Origin of the sequence: Campylobacter concisus, assembly GCF_015229955.1 — a bacterium.
In the GTDB taxonomy this organism is placed as follows: domain Bacteria; phylum Campylobacterota; class Campylobacteria; order Campylobacterales; family Campylobacteraceae; genus Campylobacter_A; species Campylobacter_A concisus_AT.
The window spans coordinates 26,361-42,310 of sequence record NZ_JAAKYZ010000005.1 but is presented as its reverse complement, the minus strand read 5'-3'; the positions used below and the strand labels follow the sequence as shown (position 1 = coordinate 42,310).

The 15,950-nt window shown below is 39.4% G+C and carries 17 protein-coding genes; 6 read left to right on the top strand and 11 right to left on the bottom strand.

What is annotated here, in order from left to right:
• Positions 1-80: 80 nt before the first annotated feature.
• The 4 genes from G6W45_RS07650 to G6W45_RS07635 form a co-directional block, all read right to left on the bottom strand.
• Positions 81-1,358, bottom strand: coding sequence for a major outer membrane protein (locus tag G6W45_RS07650; RefSeq protein ID WP_194168085.1), 1,278 nt, complete (start codon positions 1,356-1,358; stop codon positions 81-83).
• Between the two features lie 187 nt (positions 1,359-1,545).
• Positions 1,546-2,079, bottom strand: a complete 534-nt coding sequence (locus G6W45_RS07645; protein WP_194168084.1) for a PaaI family thioesterase — start codon at positions 2,077-2,079, stop codon at positions 1,546-1,548.
• A gap of 8 nt (positions 2,080-2,087) precedes the next feature.
• Positions 2,088-2,957 (bottom strand): tRNA 5-methoxyuridine(34)/uridine 5-oxyacetic acid(34) synthase CmoB, encoded by an 870-nt coding sequence (gene cmoB / locus G6W45_RS07640; RefSeq protein WP_346265369.1) that lies wholly within the window; start codon positions 2,955-2,957, stop codon positions 2,088-2,090.
• Position 2,958: 1 nt separating this feature from the next.
• Positions 2,959-3,126, bottom strand: a complete 168-nt coding sequence (locus tag G6W45_RS07635; protein WP_002942642.1) for a hypothetical protein — start codon at positions 3,124-3,126, stop codon at positions 2,959-2,961.
• 93 nt (positions 3,127-3,219) lie between these two features.
• Between G6W45_RS07635 and G6W45_RS07630 the strand changes: the two genes are divergently transcribed.
• Genes G6W45_RS07630 through G6W45_RS07615 form a run of 4 tightly spaced genes read left to right on the top strand, consistent with a single transcriptional unit; the run spans position 3,220 to position 6,175 of the window.
• Positions 3,220-4,299 carry a transglutaminase-like domain-containing protein gene (locus tag G6W45_RS07630; RefSeq protein ID WP_085658264.1) on the top strand — a complete coding sequence of 360 codons (1,080 nt, stop codon included), beginning with the start codon at positions 3,220-3,222 and terminating at the stop codon, positions 4,297-4,299.
• Entirely contained in the window at positions 4,296-4,619 is a 324-nt protein-coding gene (locus tag G6W45_RS07625; protein ID WP_085658263.1) for an aryl sulfotransferase, read from the top strand. Before G6W45_RS07630 ends, G6W45_RS07625 begins: the two co-directional genes overlap by 4 nt.
• Entirely contained in the window at positions 4,612-4,869 is a 258-nt protein-coding gene (locus tag G6W45_RS07620) for a heavy-metal-associated domain-containing protein (protein ID WP_194168082.1), read from the top strand. The genes G6W45_RS07625 and G6W45_RS07620 overlap by 8 nt, the downstream gene beginning before the upstream one ends.
• 16 nt (positions 4,870-4,885) lie before the next feature.
• Complete coding sequence (locus G6W45_RS07615) at positions 4,886-6,175, top strand: M28 family peptidase (protein ID WP_085658261.1); 1,290 nt, start codon at positions 4,886-4,888, stop codon at positions 6,173-6,175.
• An 81-nt stretch (positions 6,176-6,256) separates the two neighbouring features.
• Here G6W45_RS07615 and G6W45_RS07610 read toward each other — a convergent pair whose 3' ends face one another.
• Genes G6W45_RS07610 through G6W45_RS07580 form a run of 7 tightly spaced genes read right to left on the bottom strand, consistent with a single transcriptional unit; the run spans position 6,257 to position 12,761 of the window.
• The gene (locus G6W45_RS07610; protein WP_085658260.1) at positions 6,257-7,534 is read right to left on the bottom strand and encodes a dihydroorotase; all 1,278 of its coding nucleotides are present in this window, start codon (positions 7,532-7,534) and stop codon (positions 6,257-6,259) included.
• 2 nt (positions 7,535-7,536) lie between these two features.
• Entirely contained in the window at positions 7,537-8,466 is a 930-nt protein-coding gene (locus G6W45_RS07605) for an aspartate carbamoyltransferase catalytic subunit (RefSeq protein ID WP_085658259.1), read from the bottom strand.
• A gap of 16 nt (positions 8,467-8,482) precedes the next feature.
• Positions 8,483-8,893: a tetratricopeptide repeat protein gene (locus tag G6W45_RS07600; RefSeq protein WP_194168081.1), complete on the bottom strand. Its 411-nt coding sequence runs from the start codon at positions 8,891-8,893 to the stop codon at positions 8,483-8,485.
• 9 nt (positions 8,894-8,902) lie between these two features.
• Entirely contained in the window at positions 8,903-9,130 is a 228-nt protein-coding gene (locus G6W45_RS07595; RefSeq protein WP_021089755.1) for a hypothetical protein, read from the bottom strand.
• The gene (locus tag G6W45_RS07590; RefSeq protein ID WP_194168080.1) at positions 9,127-10,152 is read right to left on the bottom strand and encodes a DHH family phosphoesterase; all 1,026 of its coding nucleotides are present in this window, start codon (positions 10,150-10,152) and stop codon (positions 9,127-9,129) included. The genes G6W45_RS07595 and G6W45_RS07590 overlap by 4 nt, the downstream gene beginning before the upstream one ends.
• Before the next feature lie 9 nt (positions 10,153-10,161).
• Positions 10,162-12,354: a flagellar biosynthesis protein FlhA gene (flhA, locus tag G6W45_RS07585; protein ID WP_194168079.1), complete on the bottom strand. Its 2,193-nt coding sequence runs from the start codon at positions 12,352-12,354 to the stop codon at positions 10,162-10,164.
• Between the two features lie 2 nt (positions 12,355-12,356).
• On the bottom strand, positions 12,357-12,761 hold the full coding sequence (locus G6W45_RS07580; RefSeq protein WP_054196916.1) for an RrF2 family transcriptional regulator: 405 nt from the start codon (positions 12,759-12,761) through the stop codon (positions 12,357-12,359).
• A 146-nt stretch (positions 12,762-12,907) separates the two neighbouring features.
• Here G6W45_RS07580 and rpsO point away from each other — a divergent pair, with 146 nt between their 5' ends.
• Together rpsO and G6W45_RS07570 are read left to right on the top strand one after the other, a co-directional pair.
• Complete coding sequence (rpsO, locus tag G6W45_RS07575; RefSeq protein WP_004317763.1) at positions 12,908-13,180, top strand: 30S ribosomal protein S15; 273 nt, start codon at positions 12,908-12,910, stop codon at positions 13,178-13,180.
• A gap of 391 nt (positions 13,181-13,571) precedes the next feature.
• On the top strand, positions 13,572-15,851 hold the full coding sequence (locus tag G6W45_RS07570; RefSeq protein WP_346265368.1) for a molybdopterin oxidoreductase family protein: 2,280 nt from the start codon (positions 13,572-13,574) through the stop codon (positions 15,849-15,851).
• The last annotated feature ends 99 nt before the right edge of the window (positions 15,852-15,950 follow it).

The window sequence follows — 15,950 nt, the reverse complement described above, 5'->3', positions numbered from 1 at the left end:
AAAAAGGGTAGAGAAATTTTATATGGGATCTATTTTAAATTTTGAAAAGATCCGAGCGAAAACTCGCTCGGATAAAGGTTTTAGAAGCTATATTTTGCTTCAAATCTTATACGATTTTGTTTAAAGCTTTCACCATCTTTTTTGTCTTTAGCAGCTGCGTACCAAGTTAGGAAATTAAGTTTTTTGCTATATTTGTAGCTAGCTTGTGTATACCACTCATTCCTTTTTGCCCTCTCTTTACCAAGCGCATAACTTGTGCCTTTACCTTGAGTATAACCAGCACCAAGACCAAATTTATCTATATCATATCCAGCATTAACAAACCAGTAATCATTGTCACCTTTGATATTATTGTAGTATTGTGATCCACCAGACATTACACCATTTAATATTTTAGCTGGGTTGATTAGCTGACCATTTGCATCGATTGATGTAAATGCGATTTTACCGCTATTTCTAGCATCATTATCTTTATTTTTAGCGTCAAATTCTAGGTAACCAGCATTAAATTTAGCACCAAATAGTTTTGTTCCAGCTTGAACAGCCCAAAAGTCAGCATCAGCTACTTTTTTGTGATCTGAATCGCTATAAACATATTGACCTTTTAGGTTTAGGTTTATATCGTCAGTTACATTAAAGCTAAATGCTGCTTCAGCACCATAAAGTGTTGCTATTTCTTGTAGATTTGCAATAGCTACTTTAAATGATACTGGATCATAGCTACCAACTGCACCTAAATAATAAAGGTTAGCAGGAGCATCATGAAATTTTGTACCATCCGTTACTTCTTTTAGGAAAGGTCCATCTACTTCATCACTATTGTTTTCTATGGCATCATAAGCAGCAGCTGTTAAAGTAAGACCAGATACATCTGTACTTATAGCTTTTAGACCAGTAGCTGCTATATCACCATCATCATAGAAAGTTTTGATAAGTTGTTTACCAGCTGTAATAGTAGTGTTAGATACTTTGTATCCTAGATACATTTCATATACACCAAAAGAATTTGTTGTATTTGTTTTATCTGTACCATCAATTATTCCTCCATTGACGTCTCTTTTTTCATTGTTGTCACCAGAACCATCTGTAGCAGCATATCTTAGTGTTAAAACGCCAAAGAAGTTATCATCAATTGCAGCTTTAAATGATGTTTGCATTCTAAACGCATGCCCAGCAGTATCATTTGTGCCAGCTTTTGTATCAGCTTTTCTATCACGGTTATCATTTGTATAACGATATCTTGCAAATCCTGAAAGATCTACATTTTTTATAGCTTCTTCAAGTGGAGTTGCACTTGCAACGCTTGAAAATGCACCTAAAGCAACCAAAGCAGCTAAGCTAACTTTTGTAATTTTCATCTAAATCTCCTTTTGATAAAAAGTTTTGAAAGGATATTATCATAGAAAATTAATTTTATTGCTTAATTTTTCTTAAAAATTTAAAAAATGTTACCAATTATTTACCAAAATAGGATAATGAGATAAAGATTGTCTTTTTAAAATTTCGTTTTATTTGGGATTAAAAATCAAAAATTTTTACTTACTTTTAGCTATTAGCCTTAGCTTCTTCTCGCTCTTTTTTCTGCCTTATAGCAGCTTCTTTTTGGATATTTTTTTGTTGAGTCAAGAAGATATGCTCTTCAAGTGTGACAAGTTGAAATACTCCTTCAAAAATTTTTATATCTTTAACATATCCAAGCACTTTTACTTCTCTTTTTCTGCTCTCTTCAAATCTTGCTTGAGCGTCAAATTCCACCACGTCACCAAGCTTTAGTGGCCCAAAGAAATTTATTCTAGCCCCGATACTAACGCAAAATTCTTCATTAATGGCTAAAAGAGCGGCATGATTTGCGCCCATAAAAATAAATCCGCTATGAATAAGCCCCTCAGTATCGCACACCATATCATCCGTAGTAAAAAATCTAGTCTTTGCGTGATTTTTTTCAAGTAAAAATGCCGTTCCACTAAAATTTAGCTTTGTTAAAGGAGCTGTTTTTATCTCATTTCTTAGCGGATTTTCATCTTCTGGTAAGATTATTTGCGATTCGTCTTTTACATCATAGATATTTTCTTCTGCCATTTTTATCCTTAAATTTTAACTCTAACATATGCTCTTTTTGGCGCTGGGTAGCCCTCGATGGTCTTTGTAATGTCTTCTGGGTCTAAGAAATTTCCAAGACTCTCTCCATCTATCCACTGCGTTTTTCGCTGCTCATTTAGATCAGTCGCCTTTGTTTCAAGTAAGGTAAAATCCCTAAATTTAGCTCTCTCGCACCAGTTTTGAAGTGCCGAGAGTGTCGGTACAAAGTAGATATTTGGAATTTTTGAGTATCTATCCTTTGGACTTAGCGCAAAGTCACCCTCCATATCAATATACATAGTATCTAAAAATAGCTCTCCTCCAGGATTTAGTGCGGTTTTTAGCTCTTTTAGCATCTTGATAGGATCGCTTCTGTGATAGATGACACCAAGGCAAAAAATGGTGTCAAATTTCGCTCCAAATTCTGGCAAACTCTCTACTCCAAGAAGCTCGTAAGCAATATTTGAGCGGATAAATTTATTTAAAAAAGTAAACTGCAAATATGTATGCACGCTAGGATCAAAGCCAGTTATGCTTTTTGGACTGTATTCAAGCATCTTAAACATATAATATCCATTGTTACAACCCACATCAGCCACACTTTTGCCAGCTAAATTTAGGTGTGAGGCGAGGATATTAAATTTAATAAAACTTTGCCACTCGCTATCTATATATATATCATCAAGTAAAAATGGCCCTTTTCGCCAAGGCTTTAGGCTAAGGGCGAGGTCATAAATTTCATCTTTTTTGGCTTGGTCTAAATTTTTAAATTTCACATTTACACTATCTTTTAGCTCAAGCTCGCAGTCAAAATTTGCTAAATTTTCTATCCTATTATAAATTTGTTTTTGCTGCTCGTTAAATTTGCTAAGATCCACGCTATTTCCAGTCGACAATGTTGTGCGGACACTCTTTTTGGTAGGTGCCAGTCGCGTCATAATACTCTTTACAATCATTATAGTATTGAGTCGAAACTCCGCGCTCGTTCATATAAAGACAACCATTGCAAAATAGCGCTATAAAGCCTAAAAATATAATCTTTTTCATGTGGCGGATTTTATCATAAATAAAAATTTTATGCTAGAATAGCAGGCAGTTTTAGAGCCAAGTTTGGCTAATATTAAGCAAAAAAGGCATTTTATGCAAAGAAGAGATTTTTTTAAATTCAGTAGTTTTTTAGGTGCAGCGAGTCTGCTTCCAAGTGTCACTTTAGCTAGCGATGAGCCGGCAAGTCCAGTTGTTAGAAATTTCGATGTAAATTTCAAACACCAGCTGCTTGAAAAGGGCAAAAGCTCAAGAATTTGGTTGCCACTTCCACTAAGCACCACTTATCAGCAACTAACTCAAGACTACGTCATAAACACAACCGCTAAAAACGTCTATATTTCAGATACGCTAATACCTACAATGTATGCTGATTTTGAAGAAAACGAGCCAAGACCTATCTTAAATGTTCAGTTTAAAATTCAAACAACAGAGCGCAACACTGACTTTAGCAAGGTAAATTACGATCCAAACGAGAAGGTCGATCCTGCTGTTTTAGAATTTTTAAAACCAACCTCGCACATCCCAACTGACGGGGTCGTAAGAGCAAAAGCGCTAGAGATTATCGGCAATACTAAAGGCGACTTGGAGCGCGCAAAAGCGATCTATACGTGGGTTGCAAACACTATGCAGCGCGATAACAGCATCCTTGGATGTGGCACGGGCGACGTTAAAGCCATCCTAGAAAGTGGCAAACTAGTTGGCAAATGCACCGACATAAACTCAGTTTTCGTGGGACTTTGCAGATCAGTTGGCATCCCTGCAAGAGAAATTTTTGGTATCAGGGTTGGTCAGTCTAGATTTTCAGATCAAATGGGTAGCGCAAAAGATGGTGTGGCTAAAATTTCAGGCGGACAACACTGCAGGGCTGAGTTTTACCTAAAAGGCTATGGTTGGATACCGGTTGATCCAGCGGATGTCACAAAGGTGAGACTAGGCGAGAAATTAACAAATGACGACGCTAAGATCGTAGCTGTGAGAGATTATTGCTTTGGTAACTGGGAGATGTGCTGGATAGGCTTTAACTACGGCCGCGACTTTATCTTAAAGCCAACTCCAGAGCAAACTCCGCTAAATAACTTTGGATATCCATACGCTGAAGTTGATGGCAACACACAAAACTACTATTCGCCAAAAGAATTTAGCTACGACTACGTCTCAACAGAGCTAAAATGAGAGCCTTTTGGCTGATACTAACATCCATAGGTAGTGCCATCGGCGCTACCTTGTGCTGTTTACCAGCACTTCTTTTTCTGCTTTTTGGTACATCTTTTTCTTTTCTATCTTGGACACAAAATTTATACGAATACCGCGTTCCTTTAAGCGTTATGGCCGTCATTTGCTTTGTGATTTCAGGCATTACTTTATTTTACAAGCCAAAAAGCTGCAACCTGAGCTATAAAAAGAAAAAATGGATACTTATATATATACTTTTTGGAGTGATTTTGCTTTTACTCCTTACATACCCAGAGCTTTTAGGAGAAATTTATGCGTAAAATTTTAATTTTAACCCTTCTTGCACTTAGTTGCTATGCTGATAAAAAGATAGAAATTTCAGTGCCTAGCATGCACTGTCCGCTTTGCACGGCGATTGTTAGAAAGGCTGCTCTTAGCGTTGAGGGCGTAAAAAAGGCAGATGTATCGCTAAAAGAGCGAAAAGCTGTCGTTATAGCAGATGATAAGCTCGATGAAAAAGAGCTTTTAAAGGCAGTCGATGCGACTGGCTATAAGGGCGAGATAAAATAAATTTACGGAGGCAGATATGTCAAATAGTGAAATTTTAAAGAAATTTGAGACACTTACTACGATACCGCACTGCAGTTATGAGACCGATAAGATGCGTGATTTTCTAGCTAGCTATGCAAAAGATAAGGGCTGTGAGGTTACAGTCGATAACTTTGGCAACATTCATGCGTTTAAAGGCAAACCAAAAATTTGCTTGCAAAGCCACTACGATATGGTCTGCATGGGCGATGCTCCAAAGATCGAGATAGTTTACGGCGATGATGGCTACATGAGGGCTAAAAACTCATCTTTAGGTGCCGATAACGGCATCGGCGTGGCTATCATGATGCAGATGATAAGCGAATTTGACGACATAGAGTGCCTCTTTACAAACAACGAAGAAGTCGGCATGATCGGAGCCACTGGCTTTAGTGGCGATCTCAAAGCCGATAAGCTTTTAAATTTAGATAGTGAAGAGGACGATAGAGTCACTATCGGCTGCGCTGGTGGTGTAAATTTATTTGCCACTATCTCGCTTAATAGCAAAAAAACAAAAGAGAGCACGCTTTATGAAGTAAAAGTAAGTGGGCTTCCTGGCGGACACTCTGGCAATGAGATACATAAAAATATCCCAAATGCGATCAAGGTTTTGGCAGCATTTGTGACTAAAAATAGCTGCAAGCTTGTTAAATTTGAAGGTGGCGAGCGAAGCAACTCTATCCCAAGCGGCGCAACCGCACTGGTTCTAAGCGATAAAGAGCTAAAAAGTGAGTGTGAAAATTTAAGCGTGAAAAAGCTTGGCATGGGAGATGAAATTTTAGAAAATGGCGAGAAAATTTTAGCACTTATTAACTCATTTTCACAAGGCGTAAGAGCCTATAACTGTGAGCTGGGCATACCACAAGATAGCGTCAATCTATCGCTTGCAAAGATTAAAGACGACGACTCACTTGAAGTGGAGTTTTTCGCAAGGTCAATGAGTAAAGATGGGCTAAACAGTATGGAATTTGAAATTTCTGAGCTTGCAAAAGCGCTTGGCTTTGAGGTCATCGCAAAAGATAGAAACCCTGCTTGGAAGCCTATAAATGATAAATTTGCAAACGATATCCTAGAAGAGCTTAAAATTTATAAGCCAAATGCAAGGATAACAGCTGTGCACGCTGGACTTGAATGTGGAGTGCTTTTAGAGAAAAAGACAGGTCTTAGTGCATGTTCTATTGGGCCAAATATCTACTCACCTCACTCAACAAGAGAATGCTGCGAGGTTGAATCTGCACTTTTTATAGAAAAAGTCGTTCGCAGTATCGTTAAAAAATATAACTCATAAAAAATAAAATTTGCTAGAAATTTCTAGCAAATTTTGGATTTTGAAGATTCAAAATCACCCGCAAGTACGAGCAAATTTATATTATTTTCCAAACTCATAAACGATCTTGCCACTTTTTATCGTGGTAGTCGCTGCACCTTTTAGCTTTTTGCCAAAAAGCGGAGAATTTATCGATTTTGAGCGGTTTATCTTCTCATCATAAACATACTCGATCTCAGGATCTATCACTGCAATATCAGCTAGCATGCCCTCGGCAAGTCTGCCTTTATCTTTTAAATTTAGCATCTTAGCTGCATTTGTAGAAGTTAGCTCCACCATGCGCTCTAAGCTTATAACGCCCTCATTTACGAGCTTTAAAGTAAGCGGCACAAGGGTTTGAAGTCCGATGATGCCAAATGGCGCCTTGTCAAATTCCACTATCTTTTCATCTGTGTGGTGCGGCGCATGATCAGTCGCTATAACGTCTATAAGGCCGCTTTTTAGTGCTTCTCTCACTGCTTTTACGTCGCTTATCTCACGAAGTGGTGGTGACATTTTAAAATTTGTATCGTAGGCATTTTTCAAAATTTCATCGTCGCTAAAGCTAAAGTGATGCGGTGTCGCCTCACAAGTGATATTTATGCCCTCTTTTTTACCCATTTCGATGATCTTTAGCGAGTACTCCGAGCTTACGTGAGCGATGTGGATGTGCGCTTTAGTGAGCTTTGCAAGCAGCATATCACGGCTAACTGCGATCTCCTCTTTCTCTCTTGCCATGCCACGAAGTCCAAGTATGGCTGAGACCTTACCCTCGTGCATGACGCCCTGCCTGCAAAGCGAGCAGTCCTCTGAGTGGCTTATGCAAAAGCTACCAAACATGCTTGAATACTCAAGTGCCGCTCTCATAACGCTTGAGCTAGTCACTGGTAAGCCATCGTCACTAAATGCAACTGCGCCAGCCTCTATAAGATCGCCCATTTCAATGATCTCATTGCCGCCAAGTCCTTTGCTGATGGCTGCTATTGGCAAAAGATCGATTAGCCCGCAGTTTTTAGCTTTTTCTATCATCGCTCTTGTGATCGAGGCGTTGTCGTTTACTGGGTTTGTGTTAGCCATGCAAAGGCAGGTAGTCACTCCCCCAGCCACCGCTGCCTGCGAGCCTGAGATGATGTCATCTTTATACTCTTGGCCAGGATCGCGAAAGTGCACATGCATGTCGATAAGTCCTGGCATGACGAGCTTGTTTGTGGCATCGATGACCTTATCAGCCTCAAATTTCTCACTTCCGATTTTGGCTATTTTGCCGTTTTCTATTAGGATATTTGCCTTAAATTTCTCGTCGCTATTTACGATAGTGCCGTTAATTATTGCTATTTTCATCGTTAGCCCCTATTTTTTGCAAGCGTATTTAGTATCGCCATTCTTATAGCAACGCCGTTTTCAACTTGATTTAGTATGACTGAGTGTGTACCATTAGCCACGTCTGAGTTTAGTTCCACGCCCCTATTTATCGGTCCTGGATGCAGTACGATTGCATCAGGTTTGGCTAGCTTTATCCTATTTTTATTTAGTCCAAAGAATTTTGAGTACTCCCTCGAGCTCGGAAATGCCACGTCTGCACCGCCGCGCTCTAGCTGGATGCGAAGCATGATGATGACATCACTGCCCTCGCAGGCTTCTTCCATATTTTTGCAAATTTGAGACTCAAAGACCTCAGCATCTTTTGGCATCATCATCCTTGGCGCAAAGAGCTTTAAATTTATGCCAAATTTCTTCATCGCCCAGATGTCTGACCTTGCCACACGGCTTCTAGCGATGTCACCTATGATCGCCACGTTTAGGTTTTTATCTAAAATTTTACCATGCTCTCTTAGTGTGAAAAGATCAAGCAGAGCTTGGCTTGGGTGCTCATTTGTGCCATCCCCTGCATTTACGACGCTAGCCTCTGTCCTGTCAGCTGCAAATTTTGCCGCACCAGAGCTTGGATGACGAAGCACGATGATATCAGTTCTCATAGCAGCCATGTTATTCATCGTGTCATTTAGGCTCTCGCCCTTTGTCACGCTAGAGCTTGATGAGCTGAAATTTATCGTATCAGCCCCAAGCCTCTTTGCTGCGATTTCAAAGGATGTCCTAGTTCTTGTCGAGTTTTCATAAAATGCGTTGATCGTGGTCTTTCCGCGAAGATAGTCATTTTTTTTCACTTGGCTTAAATTTAGCTCCTTAAACTCTTTCGCCGCCTCTAAAAAATATAAAATTTCTTCCTTGCTAAGCTCTCTAGTTCCTATCAAATCTTTATGTTTGTAGCCCATTTTAAGCCTCTTAAATTTATTTTGCTACGAAGTCACAAGCTGGTTGGTAGCCGTTATCACAAGCTTTTTTAAATAAAGCCTTTGCCTTCTCTTCGCTTTTTGCTTCGTTTGCGTCTTTATCTTTTACAAGGCCATAAGCGATCATTTCGCCTAGTTTTTCGCAAGCCATGCCCTCATTTTCGTCACACATTTTTGTAAAAATTTTCTCAGCCTGAGCTCTATCTTTTGCTACGCCGTCTCCGTTAAATAGCATGATCGCATTCATCGTGCAAGCTTTTTTCTCGCCCTCTCCACAAGCCTTATTAAAATAAGGATAAGCTTCATTAAAATTTTTCTTTGCATAAAGCTCGTTTGCCTTGTCTAAATTTTCATTTGCCATAGCATTTAACGCAAAAACTGCTACCACTAAAACTAAAATTTTCTTCATTTTCTTTCCTTATTTAAATAATTTCGAATGATGTTTTTTCATATACTCAACTATCTCTATGACCTCGTCGCTACCGCTAGCATCAGAATTTTCTAACGCATCATCGATGCACTCAACATAAAGATTTGCCGCCTCTTCAAGTTTGTCTTTTTTTACTCCAGCATAGTAGAACATCGCCTCAAGTACCATACTAAGCTCATAGCTAAGTTCTTCTACGCTCACCTCTTCTTCTTTCATATTTCCTCCTGTGTTTTTTTAGTTATTAGATCAATTATCTGTGCTTTGATCGGATCAAAGCTAAAGCCATCTTTGAAATTTGCAAATAATCCGCCGCTTGCGTTCACGTGTCCGCCGCCACCAACTAGGTGTTTTGCCATGGCACTAACGTCAAGCTTGCCATTTGCACGAAAACTTAGCGTTTTTTTATTTGTCACATCGATAAAGAAGTCAAATTCAGGATTTACCACTAAAAAGTCGTTACCGATAACCGAAACATTGCCGATATTGTAAGTTAAAATTCCTTTATGATCTTTATAGTTTATGCTAAATTTCTCTTTATTTTCACTAAGTTTTTTTACGACGTAGTTTGAGATTAGATTACTTAGCGTATCGTCTTTATCCTCTTTGAAAAATGACTTCTTAATAGCATGCACCTGCATATCAAGGCCGATATAGTCGTTTTTCTCGTTAAAAAATTTGCTAGCTTCTTTTAAGAGATGATCCATATAGAGGTTATTTTCAGCTTCAAACATCACTTTATTTATCTCTTTAGCATTTGCAACAAGTCCCAAGCAAACTTTGCCCATTTCGAAATTTTTATCATCTTTTAGCCAGATATCCACGGCATTTACGACGTCACTAAAAATTTCAAGCTCTTTGTTTTTGCCAAAAATGCCCGCAAAAAAGTCGTAAGTGATCTTTGTGGCGCACCTTGAACTATCCAAAAAATACCATGAGTAAGCGCTCGCGCACTCGGCACCGCTTTGGTGATGATCTAGCAAAAATAGCTTTATATTTTTACCCCTTATCATATCTTCAAAGCTCTCGCACTGAGCTAGGCTTAAATTTAGATCAGTGATCAAGATGATGTTTTTATCGTCATTTGAGGCATCTATCTCAGTTAAAATTTGAGCAAATTTATCATCTATCTCTCTGCCGTAGTTTGAGTTTAGAAATTTCACATCTTTGAAGTAAAAATTTGTTATGTATTGCGCGCCGTATCCGTCAAGATCGGTGTGCGAGAGGTGATAAATTTTCATCGTTTTCCTTTATAAATTTTCTATTTCTATGACGCCAACCGTTTCAAATGGCGTATTTGCCGAGATCTCAGCAAAGCTTAGCACCACTATATCGATGGCAAAATTTGCGCAGATATTTGCTATAAATTTTCTTAGGCTTGGCTCCACGCAAAGCACCATTTCGCCGTGCTGACTCATCGGACGTTTCTCTTTTTCATGTCTTAGAGCCTGAACGATCGATGAAGTTTGAGCCACATTTATCATAAGATGATACGCGCCATCTTTATACTGCACCGCGTCCATAAGCTTTTGCTGCGCAGCACTATCTAAAATGTAAAAATTTAGCTGACCTTTCTCATCGACATAAAGCGAAGTGATGACGCGTGAAAGCGCTGCGCGCACGTGCTCGATGATCATGTCTAGGTTTTTGCTAACCTCAGCGATATCGCTAATTGATTCAAGTATGCTAAGCAGGTCTTTGATCGGGATATTGTCTTTAAGCAGTGCTTTTAAAACCTTTTGGATCAAATTTATAGGTGCGATCCTTAGCGTATCCTCGACCACAACTGGATAGTCGATCTTTAGCTTGTCTAATAAATTTTGCGTCTCTTGGCGAGTTAGAAGCTCGGCTGCGTTTTGCTTGATAAGCTCACTCATGTGCGTTGAGATGACGCTTGCAGGATCAACTATCGTGTAGCCACTAAGAATGGCATCCTCTTTGACGCTAGCATCGATCCAGAGTGCATCTAGCCCAAAAGCTGGCTCTTTTGTCGGAATCCCCTCGATATCTTCGCTAACTAGGCCACTATCCATCGCTAGAAATTTATCCGCATAAATTTCACCCTGACCGATCACGATACCTTTTAGCTTAAAGCGGTACTCGTTTGGCGGTAGTTGAAGGTTGTCGCGGATCCTTATCTTTGGCATCAAAAAGCCAAGGCTTGAAGCGATGTTTCGCCTCATAGCGCGAATCCTCTCAATGAGATCCACATCAGCTAGCTTTAACAAGCCATATCCTAGGTCAAGCTCTAAAATTTCAAGCTTTAAGATGTCGTTTATCTTTGTCTCTTCTTCTCTTGCGATCTCTTCGTCGCTCTTCTTTGGTACCTTAGTAGTGGCACCACTAGCAGCTGCTCCTGCCCCACTTTGCGTAGCACCTCCAGCTTTTTTAGAAACTGTTTTGTCTTTTGAAGCAAGGCCTAAATTTAGCCCGCCATCTTTGGTCTGCTTGATGATGTAGCCAAGCCCCAAAAATAGCAGTGCGATAAAGCCAAGAGAAAGAGTCGGAAGCCCTGGGACAAGAGCAAACATAAATAGTATGAAGCCCACTATTAGCAAGGTTTTATAATCCCCTAATAGCTGATTTAACGTGCCTTCTGCAAAGTCCTCGTCGTCCTTGCTAGCCCTTGTAATGATGATGGCAGTTGCTGTTGAAGTGATAAGTCCTGGGATCTGGCTCACAAGGCCATCACCTATGGTTAGGATCGTATAGTACTGAGCCGATGTCGCCATATCAAGGCCGTGCTGAAACGAGCCGATAGCAAAGCCACCGATGATATTAATGATAGTGATGATTATGCCAGCGACGGCGTCACCTTTTATAAATTTAGACGAACCATCCATCGCGCCATAGAAATTTGCCTCGCCGATGATGGCTTGACGTCTTTCGCGCGCCGTTTTTTCATCAATCAAACCTGCGTTTAGATCCGCATCTATCGCCATTTGCTTACCAGGCATCGCATCAAGTGTAAAACGCGCTTGCACCTCGCTCACACGGGTTGAGCCCTTTGTTACGACCATGAAATTTATGAGAACCAAGATACAAAAGACGATGGTGCCGATGACAAAGTTGCCGCCAACTACGAAATTTCCAAAACTTGAGATGATCTCGCTGACCGCTTCTGGGCCATTGTGACCTTCGCTTAAGATCATACGCGTGGTTGCGATGTTTAGCGAGAGGCGAAAAAGCGTAACGATAAGGATCAGTGTCGGAAATGTGCTAAGATCGGTTGGTTTTGGCACATAAATCGAAATTAAGATTATAAGCACAGAAATAGAAATAGAAAGTGCCAGAAAAAAGTCAAGCACCGCGCTTGGAAGCGGTACGATAATGATAGCAAGAATGGCAACAATGATACCAACGATACTAAGACTTTTAAACTTAACAATTGGCACAAGAAACGGCGCAACAAGAGTTAAGATGTTATTTTTTTGCTTTGCCAATTCTACTTCTTAACGATGTCACTTAGTTTTATCGCATCAAGCATCTCGTCGATCTTGCTTTGAAGACCACTAAACATCGACCAAATTTGACAGCTCGAGGCTTTGTTTGACGGGCAGCCATCTGCAGAAGATGAGCACTCAAAGACGTTAAGTTCACGTTTTTCAGCGCACTCTATTATCTTTTTTATGCTTAAATTTTCAGGTTCGTTATTTAGCGCGAAACCGCCATTTGCCCCTTTAAACGACTTTAAAATTCCATCTTTTGCAAGATTTTGTAAAATTTTGGCTAAAAAGCTTTTTGAAATTTTAAGTTCATTTGAGATCGTATCAACATCAACTGGAGATGATTTTTGAGATATTAAAATAAGTGAAAGTAGAGCGTATTCGCTTGCCTTTGTAAAAAGCATTTATCTTCCTTAAGTCTTTAAATAGCCCTAATTTTATTAAATTTTTACTGCATTTTTCATTAATTTTTAAAAAGCATAATTTTATCTAACTTTATGTTTTAAATGCTATAATCGCTCTTCCAAAATTCACCAATCAGGAGGTCATCATGGCTTTGGATTCGGCTAAAAAAGCTCAAATAGTTGCGAAATTCGCTAGAAAAGAGGGAGATACAGGCTCTCCAGAAGTTCAAATAGCTCTTTTAACAGCTAGAATAACTGAACTTACAGAACACCTTAAAATTTTCAAAAAAGACTTTTCATCACGTTTAGGTCTTTTAAAACTAGTTGGTCAAAGAAAAAGACTTTTAAAATATCTTAAAAATAAAGACTACACTACATATTCAAAACTAATCTCTGAGCTTGGCTTAAGAGATAAATAGTTCATTGGAGAGCGATCTGCTCTCCTTATTAAATTTCCTTCATCCATATTTTTATTCAAAAATTTACAGTCTATTTTAAAATTTTTCCATCTTTAGTATTAATTTATCTGCTTACAATATGACTAACCTTTTTAAAAAAAGTAAAATTAAAATTAATTTCTTCATTTTATATAAAAAGCTAAATCTCTATATATTTATTTTTTATAATAAATTTATCAATTTTAAACAAATTTTAAAATCCCTAAATAATTGACTTTAGTAGAATTAAATTAATCTTAACTTAAATTAAAAATTTATTTTTAATAATAAAGAATTTTTATTAAAGATTAAGAATTTGGCTAGTAATATTACCCATATAGAAATATGCAAATATTGCATAGTAAAGGAGAAAATGATGAAAGAAGGCAAAGTCATCTGTCCTTATTGTGGGACGGGCTGTCAGGTTACCTTGCATGTGGAAAATAACGTCGTTCGTGCTGCAACTGGCGTTGAAGACAATCCAGTTAATCAAGGAAATTTATGCTTAAAAGGCTTTTACGGCTGGGACTATGTAGCAAGCCCGGATAGACTTACAAAACCACTTATCAGAAAGAAAAACGGCGTTTTTTCAAAAGATGGCGAATTTGAAGAGGCCAGCTGGGACGAGGCACTTGACCTTGTCGTAGAAAAGATGAAAGAAACCAAAACAAAATATGGTCCAGACGCATTAGCTGGAAATTTCTCAGCACGCTGTACGCTTGAAGATAACTACGTCGCTCAAAAGCTAATGCGTGCTGTAATTGGCACAAACAACGTCGATCACTGTGCTAGAATTTGACACGCTCCGACAGTAGCAGGACTTGCTAAAACAATCGGAAACGGAGCTGCCACAAATAGCTTTACAGAGATTGGCGCTTATAGTAACTGTATATTAATGATAGGCTCAAACCCAGAAAATGGTCACCCAATCGCAGCTATGCACATCCAAAGAGCGCTAAACCGCGGTGCGAAACTGATCGTTATTGATCCTATTAAGACCGAGTTTGCAAGCAGAGCTGATATTCACTTACAACTAGAGCCAGAGCACAACATCCCTGTTATAAACGCACTTCTTTACACTATCATCGAAGAAGGCCTTGTAAATGAGGAGTTTGTAAGAGACCACACAATCGGCATTGAGTATGTCAAAGAAGCTGTAAAAGACTATGCTCCAGAGGTCGTGGCTAAATATACAAGGCTAAATCCAGAGGATATCAGAGCGGCTGCTAGAATGTACGCTACCACAAAGCCAGCAGTCATCACTCACGGTATGGGCGTAACTCACTTCAACCACGGCGTTGGCGGAGTTTGCGATGTATCAAATTTATTCTTGATCACTGGTAACATCTGTGAACTTGGTTCAGGCGACTTACCACTAAGAGGCCAAGAGAATGTTCAAGGCTGCTGTGATATGGGCGTTTTGCCAAACATCTTCCCAAATCTTGGCTCAGTCACTGATCCAGAGCAAAGAGCTTGGTTTGAAAAAATGTGGCACCTAGAACCTGGATTCTTGAGCTCAAAAATAGGCGTTCACAAAACCGAAGTGCCTGATGCGATCCTTGATGGCAAAGTGCATTTCTTTTGGACTATCGGCGAAAATCCAGTCATCTCTGAGCCAAATACAAACCACTTCTTAAAAGGTATCGCTCATGTTGATTTCTACGTCGTGCAAGATCTATTTTTAACCGAGACTTCACTAAAAGCTGACGTCATACTTCCAGGCGTTGCAAGTAGCGAGAAAGAAGGACTTTATACAAACGCAGAGCGCCGCGTACAGCACAATGAAGCAGTCATCACACCTCCAGGAGATGCTAGACAAGACTGGTGGATCGTTTGTGAGATCGCACGTCGTTTAGGTGCAACAGAGGGATTTAACTTCAACTCACCAGAAGAAATTTGGGAAGAAGTTAGAAAATGCGACCCAAGACGATATGGCGGTATGAGTTATTACCGTATCAAAAAGTATCACGGACTTCACTGGCCATGTCCAAATGAAGATGACATGGGCGGTCAAAGCCTCTATCTTGATAAGAAATTTTTCACACCTGATGGCAAAGGTCGTTTTGTGCCATGCCTCTTTGTGGATAAAGCCGATAAGATCGAAAGTGCAAAACTTGAATTTGCTAAGAAGATGAATATGTCGCCTGAGTACCCTATCATGGCTGGCTCAGTCGATGAAAAGACTGATGATGAATATCCAATACAACTTCTAACCACTAGGAAGGTTTATCAATACACCGTTGGCACTATGACAAGACGCTCACGAGCGATCGAAGAAGGCGGAGATAGCATCGGACCTATCGCAGAGATGAATCCAACACTTGCAGCAAGATATGGCTTAAAACAAGGCGACTTCATCAAAGCATGGAGTAGATACGGCTACATCGTCGTAAAAGCTGAAGTAACAGACATCGTGCCTGATGGCATCATCCAGATGACTTTCCACTACTGGGAGAGCTCTTGCAATGAGCTAACAAGCAGCGGTTGGGACTACATCAGTAAGACTCCGACATTTAAAGCAGCTATTCAGATCAAAAAGATCGATGAAGAAGAATTTTTACGAGTTCGCGAACTAAAACGCATAAAATTCCAAACTTCAAAGATCATCTACGATGACTTCCACCACCACGGAAATGCAGCGATAAATGAGTAAATTTAGCGGGGTAACTCCCGCTAAATTTCTTTACTACCAAATTTCATAATCCAAAAATTTTGATATTGCGAAGCCAAAAAATCTAAATTTTAAATTCAC

Excerpts from the sequence above, each read along its gene's own strand:
- G6W45_RS07630 (WP_085658264.1), top strand. The coding sequence starts at position 3,220 with ATGCAAAGAAGAGATTTTTTTAAATTCAGTAGTTTTTTAGGTGCAGCG.
- G6W45_RS07590 (WP_194168080.1), bottom strand. The coding sequence starts at position 10,152 with ATGAAAATTTATCACCTCTCGCACACCGATCTTGACGGATACGGCGCG.
- G6W45_RS07580 (WP_054196916.1), bottom strand. The coding sequence starts at position 12,761 with ATGCTTTTTACAAAGGCAAGCGAATACGCTCTACTTTCACTTATTTTA.
- G6W45_RS07620 (WP_194168082.1), top strand. The coding sequence starts at position 4,612 with ATGCGTAAAATTTTAATTTTAACCCTTCTTGCACTTAGTTGCTATGCT.
- rpsO (WP_004317763.1), top strand. The coding sequence starts at position 12,908 with ATGGCTTTGGATTCGGCTAAAAAAGCTCAAATAGTTGCGAAATTCGCT.
- G6W45_RS07600 (WP_194168081.1), bottom strand. The coding sequence starts at position 8,893 with ATGAAGAAAATTTTAGTTTTAGTGGTAGCAGTTTTTGCGTTAAATGCT.
- G6W45_RS07605 (WP_085658259.1), bottom strand. The coding sequence starts at position 8,466 with ATGGGCTACAAACATAAAGATTTGATAGGAACTAGAGAGCTTAGCAAG.
- G6W45_RS07615 (WP_085658261.1), top strand. The coding sequence starts at position 4,886 with ATGTCAAATAGTGAAATTTTAAAGAAATTTGAGACACTTACTACGATA.
- G6W45_RS07625 (WP_085658263.1), top strand. The coding sequence starts at position 4,296 with ATGAGAGCCTTTTGGCTGATACTAACATCCATAGGTAGTGCCATCGGC.
- G6W45_RS07610 (WP_085658260.1), bottom strand. The coding sequence starts at position 7,534 with ATGAAAATAGCAATAATTAACGGCACTATCGTAAATAGCGACGAGAAA.
- G6W45_RS07635 (WP_002942642.1), bottom strand. The coding sequence starts at position 3,126 with ATGAAAAAGATTATATTTTTAGGCTTTATAGCGCTATTTTGCAATGGT.
- G6W45_RS07595 (WP_021089755.1), bottom strand. The coding sequence starts at position 9,130 with ATGAAAGAAGAAGAGGTGAGCGTAGAAGAACTTAGCTATGAGCTTAGT.
- G6W45_RS07650 (WP_194168085.1), bottom strand. The coding sequence starts at position 1,358 with ATGAAAATTACAAAAGTTAGCTTAGCTGCTTTGGTTGCTTTAGGTGCA.
- G6W45_RS07645 (WP_194168084.1), bottom strand. The coding sequence starts at position 2,079 with ATGGCAGAAGAAAATATCTATGATGTAAAAGACGAATCGCAAATAATC.